General features: G+C 61.3%; 15 protein-coding genes. 5 read left to right on the top strand and 10 right to left on the bottom strand.

Annotated elements, in window-relative coordinates; translation table 11 throughout:
- Nucleotides 1–234 precede the first annotated feature (234 nt).
- The 4 genes from fdxA to FKM97_RS03635 form a co-directional block, all read right to left on the bottom strand.
- Nucleotides 235–573, bottom strand: a complete 339-nt coding sequence (fdxA, locus tag FKM97_RS03650; protein ID WP_143957747.1) for a ferredoxin FdxA — start codon at nucleotides 571–573, stop codon at nucleotides 235–237.
- Nucleotides 574–712: 139 nt separating this feature from the next.
- Nucleotides 713–991, bottom strand: coding sequence for an RNA-binding S4 domain-containing protein (locus tag FKM97_RS03645; protein WP_143957746.1), 279 nt, complete (start codon nucleotides 989–991; stop codon nucleotides 713–715).
- A 3-nt stretch (nucleotides 992–994) separates the two neighbouring features.
- Nucleotides 995–4,237 (bottom strand): helicase-related protein, encoded by a 3,243-nt coding sequence (locus FKM97_RS03640; protein ID WP_143957745.1) that lies wholly within the window; start codon nucleotides 4,235–4,237, stop codon nucleotides 995–997.
- A 606-nt stretch (nucleotides 4,238–4,843) separates the two neighbouring features.
- Nucleotides 4,844–5,710: a DUF3108 domain-containing protein gene (locus FKM97_RS03635; protein ID WP_143957744.1), complete on the bottom strand. Its 867-nt coding sequence runs from the start codon at nucleotides 5,708–5,710 to the stop codon at nucleotides 4,844–4,846.
- Nucleotides 5,711–5,956: 246 nt separating this feature from the next.
- On the opposite strand from FKM97_RS03635, the gene rpmB reads away from it, so the two are divergent.
- Both rpmB and FKM97_RS03625 read left to right on the top strand, forming a co-directional pair.
- The gene (gene rpmB, locus FKM97_RS03630; protein WP_143957743.1) at nucleotides 5,957–6,292 is read left to right on the top strand and encodes a 50S ribosomal protein L28; all 336 of its coding nucleotides are present in this window, start codon (nucleotides 5,957–5,959) and stop codon (nucleotides 6,290–6,292) included.
- Nucleotides 6,293–6,317: 25 nt separating this feature from the next.
- Nucleotides 6,318–6,932: a queuosine precursor transporter gene (locus FKM97_RS03625; protein WP_143957742.1), complete on the top strand. Its 615-nt coding sequence runs from the start codon at nucleotides 6,318–6,320 to the stop codon at nucleotides 6,930–6,932.
- A gap of 2 nt (nucleotides 6,933–6,934) precedes the next feature.
- Here the strand turns inward: FKM97_RS03625 and FKM97_RS03620 are convergent, their stop codons facing one another.
- From FKM97_RS03620 to FKM97_RS03605, 4 genes are all read right to left on the bottom strand, one after another.
- On the bottom strand, nucleotides 6,935–7,972 hold the full coding sequence (locus FKM97_RS03620; protein WP_170240724.1) for an esterase-like activity of phytase family protein: 1,038 nt from the start codon (nucleotides 7,970–7,972) through the stop codon (nucleotides 6,935–6,937).
- 73 nt (nucleotides 7,973–8,045) lie between these two features.
- Nucleotides 8,046–9,929 (bottom strand): cobaltochelatase subunit CobT, encoded by a 1,884-nt coding sequence (cobT, locus tag FKM97_RS03615; protein WP_143957740.1) that lies wholly within the window; start codon nucleotides 9,927–9,929, stop codon nucleotides 8,046–8,048.
- Between the two features lie 23 nt (nucleotides 9,930–9,952).
- Nucleotides 9,953–10,942 (bottom strand): cobaltochelatase subunit CobS, encoded by a 990-nt coding sequence (gene cobS / locus FKM97_RS03610; RefSeq protein ID WP_143957739.1) that lies wholly within the window; start codon nucleotides 10,940–10,942, stop codon nucleotides 9,953–9,955.
- Nucleotides 10,943–11,083: 141 nt separating this feature from the next.
- Nucleotides 11,084–11,710: a J domain-containing protein gene (locus FKM97_RS03605; protein ID WP_143957738.1), complete on the bottom strand. Its 627-nt coding sequence runs from the start codon at nucleotides 11,708–11,710 to the stop codon at nucleotides 11,084–11,086.
- 122 nt (nucleotides 11,711–11,832) lie between these two features.
- On the opposite strand from FKM97_RS03605, the gene FKM97_RS03600 reads away from it, so the two are divergent.
- Nucleotides 11,833–12,114, top strand: coding sequence for a BolA family protein (locus FKM97_RS03600; protein WP_143957737.1), 282 nt, complete (start codon nucleotides 11,833–11,835; stop codon nucleotides 12,112–12,114).
- Nucleotides 12,115–12,143: 29 nt separating this feature from the next.
- On the opposite strand, the gene aroB is transcribed toward FKM97_RS03600, so the two are convergent.
- Complete coding sequence (aroB, locus tag FKM97_RS03595) at nucleotides 12,144–13,304, bottom strand: 3-dehydroquinate synthase (RefSeq protein ID WP_143957736.1); 1,161 nt, start codon at nucleotides 13,302–13,304, stop codon at nucleotides 12,144–12,146.
- 7 nt (nucleotides 13,305–13,311) lie between these two features.
- A complete protein-coding gene (locus FKM97_RS03590; protein WP_143957735.1) occupies nucleotides 13,312–13,896 on the bottom strand; it encodes a shikimate kinase in 585 nt (194 codons plus the stop codon).
- A gap of 291 nt (nucleotides 13,897–14,187) precedes the next feature.
- On the opposite strand from FKM97_RS03590, the gene xerD reads away from it, so the two are divergent.
- Complete coding sequence (gene xerD / locus FKM97_RS03585; RefSeq protein WP_143957734.1) at nucleotides 14,188–15,150, top strand: site-specific tyrosine recombinase XerD; 963 nt, start codon at nucleotides 14,188–14,190, stop codon at nucleotides 15,148–15,150.
- Between the two features lie 86 nt (nucleotides 15,151–15,236).
- Entirely contained in the window at nucleotides 15,237–16,190 is a 954-nt protein-coding gene (locus tag FKM97_RS03580; RefSeq protein WP_143957733.1) for an acetyl-CoA carboxylase carboxyltransferase subunit alpha, read from the top strand.
- Nucleotides 16,191–16,365 lie beyond the last annotated feature (175 nt).

Here is a 16,365-nt window from a genome sequence, read left to right as displayed (position 1 = left end):
ATCCGAGCCAGGGGAGAGCTCGGCGTGTTCCTGGGTAGTTAATGTCTAACTGTTGAAAACAATAGCATAATCGCGGGGCAATTTGAAGCCCCGTCCCGATGATGCCTTAATCAGCGTTAACCTTCGGCCCTGGCGGTCCAAAGTGGTTGCTGCTTGGCCGTGCAGGCCGATTCGTTCCGTACTAAACCCGTTAAAACGTCAGGCGCAATCGCTCAAGCACAAAGCCTGCGGCGTTCAGTCACCCTCTCCCGGTTCCGCGGAAAAATACTTCTCGAACTTGTCCGCCTCGCCGTCAAAGTCCGCCGCATCCGGCGGGGCGTCCTTCTTTGCCGTGATGTTCGGCCATCTGCTCGCATAGTCCGCGTTTACACCGAGCCACTTCTCCAGTCCCGGCTCCGTGTCCGGCTTGATCGCCTCCGCCGGGCATTCCGGCTCACAGACCCCGCAATCGATACATTCGTCCGGGTGGATCACCAGCATGTTCTCACCCTCGTAGAAGCAGTCCACAGGACAGACTTCCACGCAATCCATGTATTTGCATTTGATGCAGTTGTCGGTGACGACGTAAGTCATCCTTGGCTCCGGAGGTCCCTAAATCCAGTTGGGTAACAAGAAGCGAATCTCCCTGCTTTAGGGCAGAGATCGGCAGTCTGCGCAAGGATGTTTAAAGCGTTGCGTCGGTCAGGCGCAACTCCCGTCTCCAGACGCGGCATCACCCTTCGCCCGGTGCGGCCGGCCGCGTCAGATCCTCATAGAGAAGCTGGGCCTCACTCGGGGGTCCACGACGTTCACCGATGCCGACAATTCTGATGATTCGGATATTGCGGGGAAAAGCGAGCGTCAGCACATCTCCCTCGCCGACCATTTGGCTCGTCTTCGTCACGCGCTCCCTATTCACTCTGACGCGCCCACGCTCCACCAGCTCCGTCGCAGCGGTCCGCGTCTTGACCATCCGTGCATAGACAAGCCATTTGTCGATGCGCTGACCCATGGATCATTGGCCGGTCTTACGCTTCTGCAGCAACTCCGCTTTGAGGGCGCCCAAAACTGCAAACGGGGAATCCGCGCGAACCGACTCCTCGCGCCTCTGCCGGGCCGCGTGGCGCTCGTCTTGGCGCGGCTTGTCCGGCCTTTCATGTCGCGGTTTCTCCGGCCGGCCTCCCTCATGCCTCGGCTTTTCATGCCGCGACGGATCATTGCGGTTTCGCTCCGGACGCGGGCCTCGCGCTTCGCGGGGCCGGTCACCCTCCTGCCGGGGATGAGCACCGCCCGCACGCTTCTCCGCGCCAGGCCGTTCCTGCTGCTGGCGCCTGGCGTCCCTGCGGCCGCCGCCTTCCGCGCGCTTGAACGGACCCGCATCCTTTGGCCACCAGACCTCGAGGACGGTGGGTTCCAGGGGCTTCGCTGGCACATCGATCGGCGCGTCTACGGAGGGGTCGACGACGCCTGCGTCCGAGGCAGCTGCCGGGGGCGACGACTCGATCCCCTCCGGTTCCTGATGGGCCTCGACAGCCGAAGGGGTCACATCGCCCTCGATCGCCGTCGCTGCAGCGGGCGTCTCGGGCTTCGTCTCACCATCGGCATTCTCAGCCTCACCCTGCTCCGGGGCAGCGTTGGGAGTGGCCTCGACAGCGGAAGGCTCGGCACCTTCCCCATTCTCCGCCAGGATCTCTGCCGGTGCTTCCGCCAGGAGCTCTGCCGGCGCCTCAGTGATCGCCTCGCTCCCGAACTGCTCAGCCACCGGTGCTTCGTCGGGTAAAGGTGTCTCACTCGATGCCGCTGTTTCCGGCACTTCCGGAGGCGATGGTTCGATCACCCGGTTCTCACATCGGAACCCCAGCGTCCGGAGAATGCTGGCAAACTCCTCGCCGGAACATCCGACCAGCGACATCATATCGGGGACCACGGTGAAACCGCCGCCTTCGACCGAGCCGTTGGGACGCGTGTCGCCATCGAATTGGGGCCGCCAAAACACACGCGGCCTGATCACGTCGGCGAGACGTTCCAGCATGTCGATGCGAACGGCACGAGTGCCGCAGACCCGGAAGCCGACGGCTCTGTAGAAACCCTTCGGCGTCGATTGATCGAAGGCGACCGACGTCAAGCCCTGGGTGGGGGGCTCAGGCAATTTATCCAGGTCGAGACGCCCCGCCTGCTGTTCCGTCAAGGCCCAGAGGAGCAGCTTCAGTTCCATCGCCGCCGGCTTCAGCAGCAGGGGCATGAAGATGTTGAAGGCTCCGAAGCGAATACCGTAGTTCCGCAGTCCGGCCCGCGCGGCCTGGTCGAGCTGCTTGACGTCGTCCTTGACCTCTTCCCGGCTCAGAACGCCCAGCTGCTCCACGAGGCGGAAGGCGAGCCCCCGGGCAAGCCCCTCCAGATCCTGAGCCGATTCCAGCTGCACCAGCGGCTTCAAGACCTCGCCGATGCGATATTCCACGAACTGCTCCAGCCGCTTCTGCACGGCTTCCCGATCGGCACCGGAGAGCTGCTCGTCGGCGATCAGTTCGACCTGAGGCTTCAGAACGCTGCGACCGGCGACGAGGCGGGCAATGCGGGTATCGCGCCAGCGGATCGAGCCCTCCCGTCCCAGAGCAAAGACTTCGACCCTGTCTTCCACGAGCTGCTTCGCACGGTCTGCAATCTCCGCGGCTACGGCCTGCATGGAAGCAGCCCGCAACGTCCGTCCTTCAGAGGCATCGCTGCTCGTATCCGGAATGAAATGAAAACCCTTGATCTGTCCGACGAAGACACCCTCGACGAGGATCTCGCCGCCCGTGTCGACCGAAGAGGCCAGTCGATCCTTCTCCCTCAACCGCTTCATCAGAACGCTGGTGCGGCGGTCGATGAACCGCTGTGAGAGACGTTCGTGGAGAGCATCCGAGAGCCGGTCCTCGGTGGCCCGAGCCTTTTCCCGCCAGCCATCGGCATCTTCCAGCCAATCGCTGCGATTGGCGATGAAGGTCCAGGTGCGCACATGCGCGATCCGGGTCGCGAGAGTGTCGATGTCGCCCTCGACATTGTCGGCCTGCTTCAGCTGCCCCTCGAACCAGTCCGCAGGGATCTTGCCTTCGGCGGAGGTCAGGAAGCCGTAGACCCGACCCACCAGATTTGCATGTTCGTTGCCGGTGATGTTGCGATAGTCCGGGATCTGGCAGACTTCCCAGAGCTTCGTGACCGCCTCCCTCCCCTTTGCCGCGTTCCTGACATCGGGGTCGTTGGCCAGCTGTTCCAGGGCCAGCTGGTCGGCACCCGACTGCGCCCGCATCAGCCCTGCGATGGAGGGTGCCTCAGCAAGGCTTCGCATCAGGGACTCCACAGTGGAGAAATCAAGCTCACGATTGCGCCACTGGATGTATTTGATCGACTCGAAATTGTGATTCTCGATGCGATCGATGATCTCCCGGGAGAAGGGATCCACCTCTCCTGTGACGCCAAAGGTCCCATCATTCATGTGCCGCCCCGCGCGGCCAGCGATCTGGGCAAGCTCCGCCGGCGTCAGGTCACGGAAGTTGAACCCGTCAAACTTCCTCGCTTGAGCGAAGGCGATGTGGTCCACATCCATATTGAGGCCCATGCCGATCGCATCGGTGGCCACGAGAAAGTCGACGTCACCGGATTCGTAGAGGGCGACCTGCGCATTGCGGGTTCGAGGCGACAGCGCACCGAGAACGACGGCGGCGCCACCCCGCTGCCGACGGATCAGTTCGGCGATGCTGTAGACCTGATCTGCCGAGAACGCGACCACAGCGCTGCGTGGCGGCAGGCGCGTAATTTTTTTGCTGCCGGAGAAGCTCAACTTAGAGAAGCGCGGTCGGGTGATGTAATTCGTGCCCGGCAGGAGGCGCTCGATCATCGGCCGCATCGTGCTGGAGCCGAGGAGCATCGTCTCCTGGCTGCCGCGGCGATGCAGGATCCGATCCGTGAAGATGTGGCCGCGGTCGAGGTCCGCGGCAAGCTGCACCTCGTCGATCGCCAGGAAGTCAACCTGAAGCTCGGGCGGCATGGCCTCCACCGTGCACACCCAGAAGCGAGGGGAGCTGGGGACGATCTTCTCCTCCCCGGTCACCAGCGCAACGGCCTGTTCTCCGACCTTGGCGCGAACCTTGTCATAAACTTCGCGGGCCAGGAGCCGGAGGGGCAGGCCGATCATGCCGGTCTCGTAGCCCAGCATGCGCTCAACGGCGAGATGGGTCTTGCCTGTATTCGTGGGACCGAGAACCGCGGTGATGGTTTTCATTTCAGATGCTTTGCTTCAGCCTTGGAAGGATCTTGAGTGAGCGTATGCACGGGCAGATAAGGTCAAGAGAGCCTGAAGGGCAAGCAGCCTCTGCGGAAAAGCGGTCCACATTGCAGCGGCCGTGCGCCATGGAGCGGGAGAGAAGAGGCCGCTGCGGGCACGATCGGGCTTCCAATCTTCATCTTTGGAACGCGGTGAGAACAAAACTCGTCCGAATCGGTGACTCCATCGATCTTCCTCATTTGTTCACTTGAAGATTCATGAGATTTCCGCCGATTCAGCTGATCTGGATAGTCTAGTCACTGGATGGGAGCAGCCATGATTCATGTCGATTCCGGAACCCCAAGGTTAACAGAGAGTCAATAGGCTTAATTCTTCGTTTCAACACAAGAGGGCTGCTTCCACAGCGGTTTTAATAAACCGAAACAAACCAGAACAGAGGGTGCCCGAATCGGCGATTCTTCGGTATTCAGGATCTGTTCTTTACCAGATATCGGCAAATCAGGATCTCCGCCCGCTAGATGTGCCATGCCGCAAGGGAACGGCGCGGCACGCACCGCCGCTGACGCTCCTTCACTTTAACGAATTTGCCTCACAATGGGACACTCACCGACTGACCAAAGATTGGCTGTTCAGGGGCCGGCCATCGATGCTCGCCGTCCGGGCGATGATCTTCACGTCGGTGTCCTTGATTTTTCCCCTGGCGGCGACGGGAAGCAAAATGTCGCGGCCCAGAGCAGGGACCGGCACTTCGGCAAACCAGATGGTGTAGGTCGGCGGATTGGCCGAGTATCGCTTCATCTTCTTCTTGGACAGCCCTGCAACCGGAAGATACTGGACCTCACATTTGTGAACTGGCCCTCGATAGACGCCGCCGTCATCCCCCTCGAAGGTCGTCTTGCCGAGATGGGAAAAAGCGAGGTCGAACACTTCCCTGCCATTATAAACCCTGTGGCTGCCTGAGCAGGGCGAGTCCGACGCCGTCAGCGTCGCGCTCAGGACCGCGCTGAGGGGATCTGCGAGTGCGGGCGTCACCACATCGTCCAGGTCCTGGGCACGATCTTCATCGATCTTGAAGCTCCGATCGACATCGATCCTCGCATCGCTCCAGGAGAGCTTTGCGCTCCCGAGTTCCTTGCCCGATTTTTCATTGTAGATGAAATGGGCCGGGCGGGCGGTGGCGTCGGCCAAGGCTCCCTGTGCCGACATGGTCATCTGTTCATCCACGAAGAAGCCGATCACGCCGGTGGTCCCGGCGGTCGCTTCAGCGGTGTAGCGCGTGGGAGACAATTGGAAGTCGATGCCGATATCGTAGACGGTGGTATTCCGGGAGATCACGTCAAAGCGCAGGGAAATCTTTTCCGAGGGCTCAGCTGTGGCGATCGACACGAATGGCAGCATACCCAAGAACAGGCCGCCGATGGCGATGCTGAAAGCGCGTCCGGTCTGTGCGGTGGGGCGGTCTAACTTCATCGTCCATCCATCACTGTCATTCTGCTCAAGCGCATGTGCTAACCAGGGAGCGGAAGGTCAAGACACACCCCTGTCTTTCACATTCTCATTTCAGCCCATGAATGCGGGCTGAATATGGCTGCCGACTTGACTTGGCCCGGGATCGCGCCTTATAGCATCGCATCCTTATGGCAGGCGCCTTGGGCGCCATGAGCTCGTTTGTCCTCTGGGACCGGCTCTTCATTGCAGAACAACCGGAGCAGAGTAATGTCCCGCCGTTGCGAACTAACCGGGAAAGGCGTGCAGAGTGGCAACAATGTCAGTCACGCCAACAATAAGAGCCGTCGCCGGTTCCTCCCGAATCTGTGCAGCGTTCATCTGATGAGCGAGCAGCTGAACCAGTCCTACCGCTTCCGGGTCAGCGCGAGCGCCTTGAAGGCGGTCGAACACCGTGGCGGACTGGATGCATTCCTGCTGAAGGCTCGCGACCTCGAGCTGTCGCTGCATGCACGCCGGCTGAAGCGTCAGATCAAGAAAAAGACTGACTCTGCGGCTGCGGCCACTGCAGCTGCGACGCCAGAGACTGCTGCCCCAGCATCCTGACGGCAGACCTCGGGAGGCAGGAGCGATGGCCGCTTTACGGCAATCCGCGACCCAGCTGATTGTTCCGGTGGCGGCCATGGTCGCCGTCGTCGCCGCCTCCAATGTTCTGGTCCAATACCCGTTCACGCCTTTCGGGCTGGGCGAGCTTCTGACCTGGGGCGCGTTCACCTATCCGCTGAGCTTTTTCGTCACTGAACTGACGAACCGCCGCTTCGGCCCAGAGCGCGCGCGGCATGTGGTCTATGTCGGCTTCGGCCTTGCCGTGCTGCTGTCGATCCTTCTGGCGACGCCGCGGATCGCCCTGGCGTCGGGCACGGCGTTTCTCTGTGCGCAATTGCTGGACGTTCTGGTGTTCAACCGGCTCCGGCGCGAGGCCTGGTGGAAGCCACCGCTGGTTTCATCGGTGATGGGCTCGTTGCTCGATACCGTGATCTTCTTTTCACTTGCGTTCGCAGCGACCGGCCTGCCCCTGGCGGTTTATGGCATCGGCTCCGCAAGCCTTGAACTCCCCATATGGGTCGGATGGGCATTCGGCGACCTGTTGGTGAAGCTGCTCGTCGCCGTCATCCTGCTCGTCCCCTTCGCGGCGCTGCGGCGGTTGATTCCTCCGCTCGAAGCCGTCCGCACCGGCAACGCCTAGCCTCAATCTTTGAGAGCAAACTGCAGAAGAAGCGTTCGCTGCAGGAATCCATTGTAGTTGTCATCCGACATAACGAGAAGGCGCTGCTCGCCATCGGCTGATCGATAGGTGGCGAGTGCCTCCATATTGTCGATGCTGGTGCGGGGCCACTCCGCCTTCATCAGAATCTCGCCCTTGATCGTCTTTCCCTCTGCGATATCAGACGAGGAGAAGCGCCGGATGGCCATCCGGAGGCGTCGCTCGGTGGCCGAAAAATCCCGCTCGACCGTGACCAGATCCTGGTTCGGCAGCACGGCCACGTCGGTGATCTTGAAAGTCTCGAGCCTCTCGACCGCAAAGGCGACAGACTTCCGCTTGTCCAACAGCCAGGCTCTAATATTGCCGGCCTTGTCGAGATTGGCCTCACTGATGGCGACCAGCTTGTCGGCCATTTTTCCCGAGGGGAAGCGGGCCATCGCCTCCAGCTGGGCATTGCCCGGACCGTTCTTCATCATCTTCGGGATCGTCACATCGACCGGCTGCGGTCGAGCGGCAAAGCCTTCGGCGCCGATGTCGTAGCGATCGATACGCACCTTGCTTTCAAAACCAACTGCGACGGGCCCATCAATGCCCTTGTCGGACAAGGGGGTCATCGCTTCGGTATCACGTTCATATTTACGTTGATAGGGGTTGCCATCCTTGTCCAAAATGGCGGCCATTTCGCCATTCTCAACGCCGGCGAGCTTGCCTCCAGCATCATATTTCAGGCCGAGCTTCAGCCACCAACCCTGGTCGCTGGTGGACAGGAGCCGGTCGCCGTCGCTTGAGACGGCCAGACTTGAAAAGCCGCCAAAGCGGGGATCAGTGCTGCTGATCTGCAGACCGCCACGCCATTCCAGCTTGCCGAAACGAGTCTCCTCGGGGGCACCCACCACGAAATCGATGGGCCTGAAACTGAGGGCAATAGGACCTGGGGCAGTTTCCTGCCCGGAGGCCCAATGTGCGTTCAGAGAGACCAGAAGAAGTCCGACGAGCAGAAACGACCCGAGCAGGCGGCGCATAGGACCCCAACAGGCTGAGAAGACGAGGCGGTACAACCTCAGTTTAGCGGAACCGAAAACGGCGACGACGACATCACGCGACTTTTTTCCTGCGTGGCCGCATCGAACGCCCCTGGGGTAAGGGAGCGTCGTCATCGAACAGCTCGGCCAACTTGTCCGTCATGGCTCCTCCGAGCTCCTCGGCATCGACGATGGTCACAGCCCGGCGATAGTAGCGGGTGACGTCATGGCCGATGCCGATGGCGATCAGCTCCACCGGCGAACGCGTCTCGATGTCGTTGATGACCTGCCGGAGGTGCCGCTCCAGGTAGTTGCCCGGATTGACCGACAAGGTGGAATCATCGACCGGAGCGCCGTCTGAGATCACCATCAGGATGCGTCGCTGCTCCCGTCGGCCGAGCAAGCGGTTATGCGCCCAGATCAGCGCTTCGCCGTCGATGTTCTCCTTCAGCAGCCCTTCGCGCATCATCAGGCCGAGGTTACGGCGGGCGCGACGCCAGGGCATGTCGGCCGATTTGTAGATGATGTGTCGGAGATCGTTCAGTCGCCCCGGCACTGCCGGCTTGCCCGAGGCGAGCCACCGCTCGCGGGCCTGACCGCCCTTCCAGGCCCGGGTGGTGAAGCCCAGGATCTCGACCTTCACGCCGCACCGCTCCAACGTGCGCGCCAATATATCCGCGCAGGTCGCCGCCACCGTGATCGGGCGGCCGCGCATGGACCCGGAATTGTCCAACAGCAGCGTCACCACCGTGTCACGGAAATTCGTGTCCTGCTCCATCTTGAACGACAAGGGGTGCATGGGATCGGTCATCACGCGCGACAGGCGCGCAGCGTCCAGAATGCCTTCCTCCAAGTCAAAGTCCCAGGAGCGGTTCTGCTTGGCGAGGAGACGACGCTGCAGTCGATTCGCCAAGCGTGCGACCACGCCCTGGAGGTGCGCCAGCTGCTTGTCCAGATAGTTGCGCAGCCTTTGGAGCTCGTCGGCGTCGCACAGGTCTTCCGCTGCTATTTCCTCGTCGAAAGCCGGAGTGAAGACTTTGTAGAAGTCCTCGTTGTTCGCGCTGGAGAAGGGGAGTTGAGGACGCCAAGGCTCGCTGCCGTCGGGAGCTTCTTCGGATTCACCGTCTTCCGGGACCTCCTCGACATCCGCGTCGGTCGTCTGCTGATCACTGCTCTCAAGCTCGCCCTGGGCGTCCTGGACATCGTCACTCTGGGAGTCCTCCGACTCCTCGCCGTCACTCTCCTGGCCCTGGTCAGGCTCGCTGCCTTCGGCCGTCTCTCCATCCTCGGAATTTTCCTCGCCCTCATCCGGATCCTGCCCGAGCTCGTCGGCCATATCGAGTGAAGCGATGATATCTCGGGTCAGGCGCGCGAAGGCCGTCTGATCGGTCAGCGCATTGGTGAGGCCATCAAGGCGCGCACCCGCCTTCTCCTCGATCCAGGGGCGCCAGAGATCGACCAGCAGACGCGCATTGTCGGGCGGTTCGGCCCCTGTGAGCCTCTCCCGCACAAGGAGCCCCACGGCTTCGTCGAGGGGTGCTTCCTTGCGGTCGCGCACCTGGGAGACCGATCGTCTCTGGTACCGGTCATCCAGCATGGCGGTGAGGTTATCCGCCATGCCGCGCATGTCCCGCGCTCCGATCGCCTCGACGCGCGCCTGCTCCACGGCCTCGAACACGGCACGGGCATTGCGTCCTTCGGGACGATAGCGGCTGTGGACATCGTTGTTGTGGTTGGCGAGGCGCAAGGCAAATGAATCCGCAACGCCACGCGTCACCGCGACATTGGCCGGATCGAGGTCATGGTCGACTTGGGGAAGCCGAGCCCGCGTGCCCGAAAGACCCGGCGCCTCGCCACCGAAGGTGACCTGGAGTTCCGGCTCGTGGGCAATGGTTCGCATCGCCAGAGAGAGGGCGCGCTTAAACGGGGCGGAGGGTGCTTCCTTGTCCGTAGCCATGTCTTACCGGAAAACCTCCGATATCAAGAGAGTCCCACATGCGCGGTCGATTCCGGCAGCTCCTCGCCGAAGCATCGCTGGTAGAACTCAGCCACCAAGCCGCGCTCGAGCTCGTCGCATTTGTTCAAGAAGGTCACCCGGAAGGCAAAGCCCCGATCACGGAATATCTCGGTGTTCTCTGCCCAGGTGATCACCGTGCGCGGGCTCATGACGGTTGAGAGATCACCGTTCATGAAGGCTGAGCGGGTCATGTCGGCCAGGCGCACCATATCCGTCACAACTTTACGGCCCTGCGGATTGTCCAGGCTCTTGCATTTCGACAGCACGATCGAATTCTCCTGCTCCAGCGGCAGGTAGTTCAAGGTGGTGACGATGCTCCAGCGGTCCATCTGGCCCTGATTGATCTGCTGGGTGCCGTGGTAAAGTCCCGATGTATCGCCCAGACCGACGGTATTCGCCGTCGAGAACAGCCGGAACGAAGGATGCGGACGGATCACCCGGTTTTGGTCCAAAAGCGTGAGCTTGCCGGAGACTTCCAGCACGCGCTGAATGACGAACATGACGTCCGGACGGCCGGCATCATACTCGTCGAAGACAAGAGCGGTGTTGGTCTGCAGCGCCCAGGGCAGGATGCCCTCGCGGAACTCCGTCACCTGCTTGCCCTCGCGCAGAACGATGGCGTCCTTCCCGACAAGATCGATTCGGCTGATGTGGCTGTCGAGGTTGACGCGGACGCAAGGCCAGTTCAGCCGCGCCGCCACCTGCTCGATATGGGTGGATTTTCCCGTCCCATGGTAGCCCGTAATCATCACACGACGATTGTGCGCAAAGCCGGCGAGGATCGCGAGCGTGGTCTCGCGATTGAACAAGTAGTCCTCGTCCAGATCAGGCACATGCTCGCTGGTCTGTGAGAAGGCTGGCACTTCCAAGTCGCTGTCCAAGCCAAAGACCTGACGGACAGAAACCTTCATGTCTGGCGTGCCGGCCACTTCCCCATTTACCTGAGGGTTCATCGAAATCCTTCCTGAGCGTTCGATTGCGCCCAACCCGGTGTCTGGCGCGGCTGCGAGGGTTCAAGACCTAAGGTGGTACTCTCGGATGACGATGTGTAGTCCGGCCACGGTACCGCCCGCAAGCGTCAAACCGCCGCCGTCTCAGCAAAATCCTGCAGATTTGAGATAGTTGTAGGCATTAATCACCGCCCTAAGCTTGTCCTCGCCCTCCCGACTCCCGCCATTGGCGTCCGGATGATGGCGTTTCACCAACAATTTGAACTGCGCCTTGACCTCTTCGGCCGTGACATTCTCGTCCAATCCCATCACGTCGAGAGCCTTCCGCTCGGCGTTGCGGACCTGACGCGTCGGGCGCGAAGGATCCGCCGTGTAGGCGGCGCCGCTGCCGAACACCTCATGGGGATCATAGAATTCCTGATTATAGCGAAAGCCGCCGGCACGGCGGGCTCTCTGCTCGGCCTTCTGTGAAGACCAGGGGTTGGACCCGATCTTCCAAGTGGGCCGGTGGCCATGCAAGGCGTCACGCTGATAATCGATGAATTCGTTGTCGCGCATGCCTTTGAAATAATTATAGGAGGAATTGTATTCCCGCACATGGTCAAAGCAGAACTGATGGTACTCGCCATCCTTGCCGCGCCCCTTGGGGGCGGGATGGGTCGCGGGAGCTCCACAGTCAGGCCATTCGCAACGCGGCCCATTGGCCTGCGCGGTGCGGTCCTTGTTCGGCTTTACGCGAATGCGATCAAAATATTTCGAGTCGAGTTTCATGGTCCGGCGATTATGGGTATGTGGATTGAGCGCTGCAAGGCGACGATCAGCCCTCTGGACAAGCCTCTCATAGAACCCCTACATCCTCTACGATAGGTTTCTTCACGCAGGTGGGCATCGATATGACGGCAACCGGCCGAGTGGCAGCATCGATCAGAGAGAAACTGACGCGGGAGTTCGGTCCGAATCAGCTGGAAATCCTGGACGAATCGGATCTGCACGCTGGACATCAGGGCCATCGTCCGGGAGGCGAAACTCACTTTCGGGTTTCAATCGTCTCAGATGCCTTCGTCGGCAAGCGGCCGATCGAGCGGCATCGCATGGTCAATCGCGCTCTGTCCGAAGAGTTGCGAGACCGGGTACACGCTTTGGCGATTACCGCACGCGTCCCCGGGGAGGAATGAGGAAGCCGGCTCGGCCAGGCGTCGCAACCTCACCCTCTCGCTGATTGGCGCCCCGCCAATTCCTCCTCCAGAAAACGTCTCACATCGCCTTCATCGACGTCGCGGCTGACAAAAGCCTCACCGATGCCACGGACGAGGATGAAGGTGAGCTTTCCCGCGATCGCCTTCTTGTCCTGGCGCATGATCTCAACAAGCTCTCCTGCCCCCGGCAAATCACCAGGAATCGCAGAAACGTCGATCGGGAGGCCCGCCCTTCGCAGATGCGTTTCAACGCGAAGTGCCGTTCCTCCTGCACAGAGCCCCAGACGTTCCGAGAAGCGAAAGGCCTGGGCCGTGCCGATTGCCACCGCTTCACCATGGATCAACCGGTCGGAATAGCCCGTTGCCGCCTCCAGGGCGTGGCCAAAGGTGTGGCCCAGGTTCAGAAGGGCACGACGTCCCGTCTCAAACTCATCCTCCACCACGATTTCCGCTTTCGCCCGGCAGCATGTTGCAATGGCGTGGAGGCGATCGGCTCCATCCTGATTGACGATATTCTCCAGGTGCGCATCGAGCCAATCATAGAAGCCGCGATCGCCGAGCAGACCGTATTTCACGACTTCCGCATAGCCTGCCCGAAACTGACGAGGCGGGAGGGTGTCAAGCAGGCTGGTATCGGCGATGACCAGATCCGGCTGATGAAATGCTCCGATGAGGTTTTTGCCCGCTTTGGCGTTGATGCCGGTCTTGCCCCCAACGGATGAATCGACCTGCGCCAGGAGCGTCGTCGGTATCTGAATGAACCGCACGCCCCGCCTCAGGATCGCCGCGGCGAAGCCGACCAGATCGCCCATCACGCCGCCGCCTAGGGCGATCACATGGTCCCGCCGTTCGATCCCGGCCTGGAGCAGTCCGTCGCACAGCACCTCCAGGGTGGCGAAGCTCTTGCTTCGTTCTCCCGCCGGCAGGACGATCGCCTTCGCCTCGATGCCACGGGCGCTGAGCCCCTCCTGCAGGCGCCGAAGGTGCAGCTCCGCCACAGTCTCGTCCGTCACGATCGCAGTCCGCGGACGGGCGAGAATCGGCTCCACCAGTTCGCCGGCGCGTTCCAGGAGGTGGGATCCTATATGGATGTCATAGCGACGCCGGCCCAATTCGACGCCGACGACCTCAGTCGGCGAAACGAGACCCGTCTCTGCTTCGGCGTTCATGGATTGGTTAACTCTCAAAAGATTGCGTCTCGGCCAGAAGCCGCAGAATTTCGTTGACGATCAGGTCGTGCGGCACGTCCCTGCTGTCAACGACGAAGCGAGCCTGCGAATAAACCGGATATCGCTCATCCATAAGGCGCTTCATGACCCCTTCCGGGTCTTCGTTGTTCAGCAACGGTCGGTTGGAGCGCCGGCGAACCCGTTTCATTAGCAGCGGCAAGTCAGCGCGGAGCCAGATGGGGACGCCATGCTCTGCAATGGCGGCTCGCGTCGCCGGATCCATGAAAGCACCGCCGCCCGTGGCCAGCACCTGAGGACCCCTGAGCATCAGGCGCCCGATGACCCGACGTTCGCCCTCCCGGAAATAGGCCTCTCCATGATCGGCAAAGATCTCGGGAATGGTCTTGCCGGCGGCGGCTTCGATTTCCTGATCCGCATCGACGAAAGGCAGCCCCAAGCGCTGAGCAAGGCGGCGGCCCACGGTGGTCTTGCCCGCACCCATGAGCCCGATCAGCACAATGCTGCGGGACCCTAGCGCCTCGGTCACACCATTATGATCTCTGGGGACCTGCCCCACGCCTGCGACGCTCATCGCTTTGAAAACCTCGTCCCTCGCGTCCGTTGTAAACCGCCTGTTCCAAATCGAAAAGGGCAAGGGCCTCCGCAGTGCGGAATGTCTCAGGGTTGCCAAGGCGTTTATGTCTGTCTATGCGAACTTAACAAATACACTGTATAATTCGGGCACATTGGAGTGTGAGGTTCATGCCCGGCAGTTTGCGCTTCTTATTGATCTTGGGATGTTTGGCTGGAATCGCGTATGGCGCGGTCTATACGCTGGCGACAATGCGCCCCGAACAGAGCGAGGTCGTAAAGCTCGTCCCGAATGAACGCCTCTTCCGTTGAGGGCGCCCGCGATGGGCGCCTGATCGAGGGTTTTCTCGAGATGCTCAGCGCGGAACGCGGCGCGGCGCGCAACACGCTCGATGCCTATCAGCGGGATCTTTCCGATTACCGGGTGTTTCTCACGCAGCGCAAGCAGATCATCGGGCGCGCGACCAGTGACGACCTGCGCGCCTATCTTTCCAGCCTAGAGGCCAATGGTCTGTCTGCGGCAACCAGTTCGAGACGGCTCTCGGCCCTGCGTCAATTTCACAAGTTTCTCTATGCCGAGGGTCTGCGCGACGACGATCCCAGCAGCGTCCTCGAGAGCCCCGGAGCGCGGCGGCCGTTGCCCAAGATCCTTTCGGTCGAAGAGGTCGATCGCCTCTTGGCATTGGCTCGCGAAGAAGTGACGCAGGCCCGGCTGAAGCCCGATCAGTTCCGGGCCGTGCGGATGAATTGCCTGATGGAGCTTCTTTACGCCACGGGCATGCGCGTCTCGGAGCTCGTCAGCCTCACATTGAAGACGGTGCAGACCGACGACCGCTTCCTCACCATTCGCGGCAAGGGCGGGCGAGAGCGGCTGGTGCCGCTGAATTCCAAGGCAAGAGAGGCGCTTCAGACCTATATCGGCCTGCTGCGCCAGGGCAAGAACGGAACGCCGGATCAGGGCTGGCTGTTTCCGTCACAAGGCAGCAGCGGATATCTGACCCGGCAGTATTTTGCCCTCGAATTGAAAGGCTTGGCAGCCCGCGCCGGCATCGACCCCGCGAGGATTTCACCCCATGTCCTGCGCCATGCCTTTGCCAGCCACCTGCTCGCCGGAGGCGCCGATCTCCGCGCCGTACAGCAAATGCTGGGGCATGCAGACATTTCGACCACGCAGATCTATACTCACGTGCTGGCGGAGCGGCTGAAACAAGTTCTGTCGCAGCACCCATTAGCCCATTCGCCGCTGCCGAGTTGACATCTGCAGGCTTGGCCGCCACTGTCCGGCCGCTTTGCAGAGGCTTCTTCGAAGAAACGCGCGACGCTCAAGGATCACTGAAGAATATGCGAACCTTTCTTGACTTCGAAAGCTCGATCGCCGAGCTCGAAGGCAAGATCGCCGAATTGAAGGCGATCGGCGCCGAGGGCAATTCGATCCAGATGGACGAAGAGGTCCGGCAACTCGAGCAAAAAGTCTCCCGCAGCCTGACGCAGATCTATGACAGTCTGCAGCCCTGGCAAAAGATGCAGGTGGCGCGGCATCCCGAGCGGCCGCATTTCGTCGACTATGCCCGCTTCCTGTTCACTGACTTCACGCCCTTGTCGGGCGACCGCAAGTTTTCCGAGGATCGCGCGATCATCGGCGGTCCTGCTCGCTTCCAAGGCGAGTCGGTGCTCATCATCGGTCACGAGAAGGGCGCGGATACGGCCTCACGGCTCAATCACAATTTCGGCATGGCCAGACCGGAAGGGTATCGCAAAGCCGTTCGGTTGATGGAAATGGCCGATCGCTTTTCCCTGCCCATCATCAGCTTCATCGACACCGCCGGCGCCTATCCCGGCATCGGCGCCGAAGAGCGGGGCCAAGCCGAAGCGATCGCCCGGTCGACCGAATGCTGCCTGCGGGTCGGGGTGCCCCTCATCTCCATCATCATCGGGGAAGGCGGGTCCGGCGGCGCCGTGGCCCTGGCGACGGCCAATGTCGTGCTCATGCTCGAGCATGCGATCTATTCGGTGATTTCCCCTGAAGGCGCTTCATCCATCCTATGGCGCGATTCGACGCGCGCGAAGGATGCGGCAACGGCGATGAAGATCACAGCAGACGACTTGAAGCGGCTGGGCGTGATCGACGACATCATTCACGAGCCGGTCGGGGGGGCTCATCGCTCACCCGACGAGGCGATGACGGCGGTCGGCGAGGCCATTTCCTCCAACTTGCTGCGCCTGCGCCACCTCAATCCCGACGAACTGCGCCGGGCGCGCCGTGAGAAGTTCCTGGCCATCGGCAGGAACTTGTAGCAGAAGCATTCGCTGTCGGTGGGACGTGGGATCGCATTGCCATTCGCCCTCCGCAAAGTTAATGCTTTCATAATAGGTTTCGCGCAGGCTCTCCCCGCCGGGGGAAAAGGGTGTTCGCCGCCGTGACGTTACGCTTGTTAGTGAAAATGCTGGTCCTGGTGTTTGGCGGACTCGC

Origin of the sequence: Rhodoligotrophos appendicifer, assembly GCF_007474605.1 — a bacterium.
GTDB lineage: Bacteria > Pseudomonadota > Alphaproteobacteria > Rhizobiales > Im1 > Rhodoligotrophos > Rhodoligotrophos appendicifer.
The sequence above is the reverse complement of the archived record's forward strand: the minus strand, read 5'-3'. Positions and strand labels throughout refer to the sequence as shown.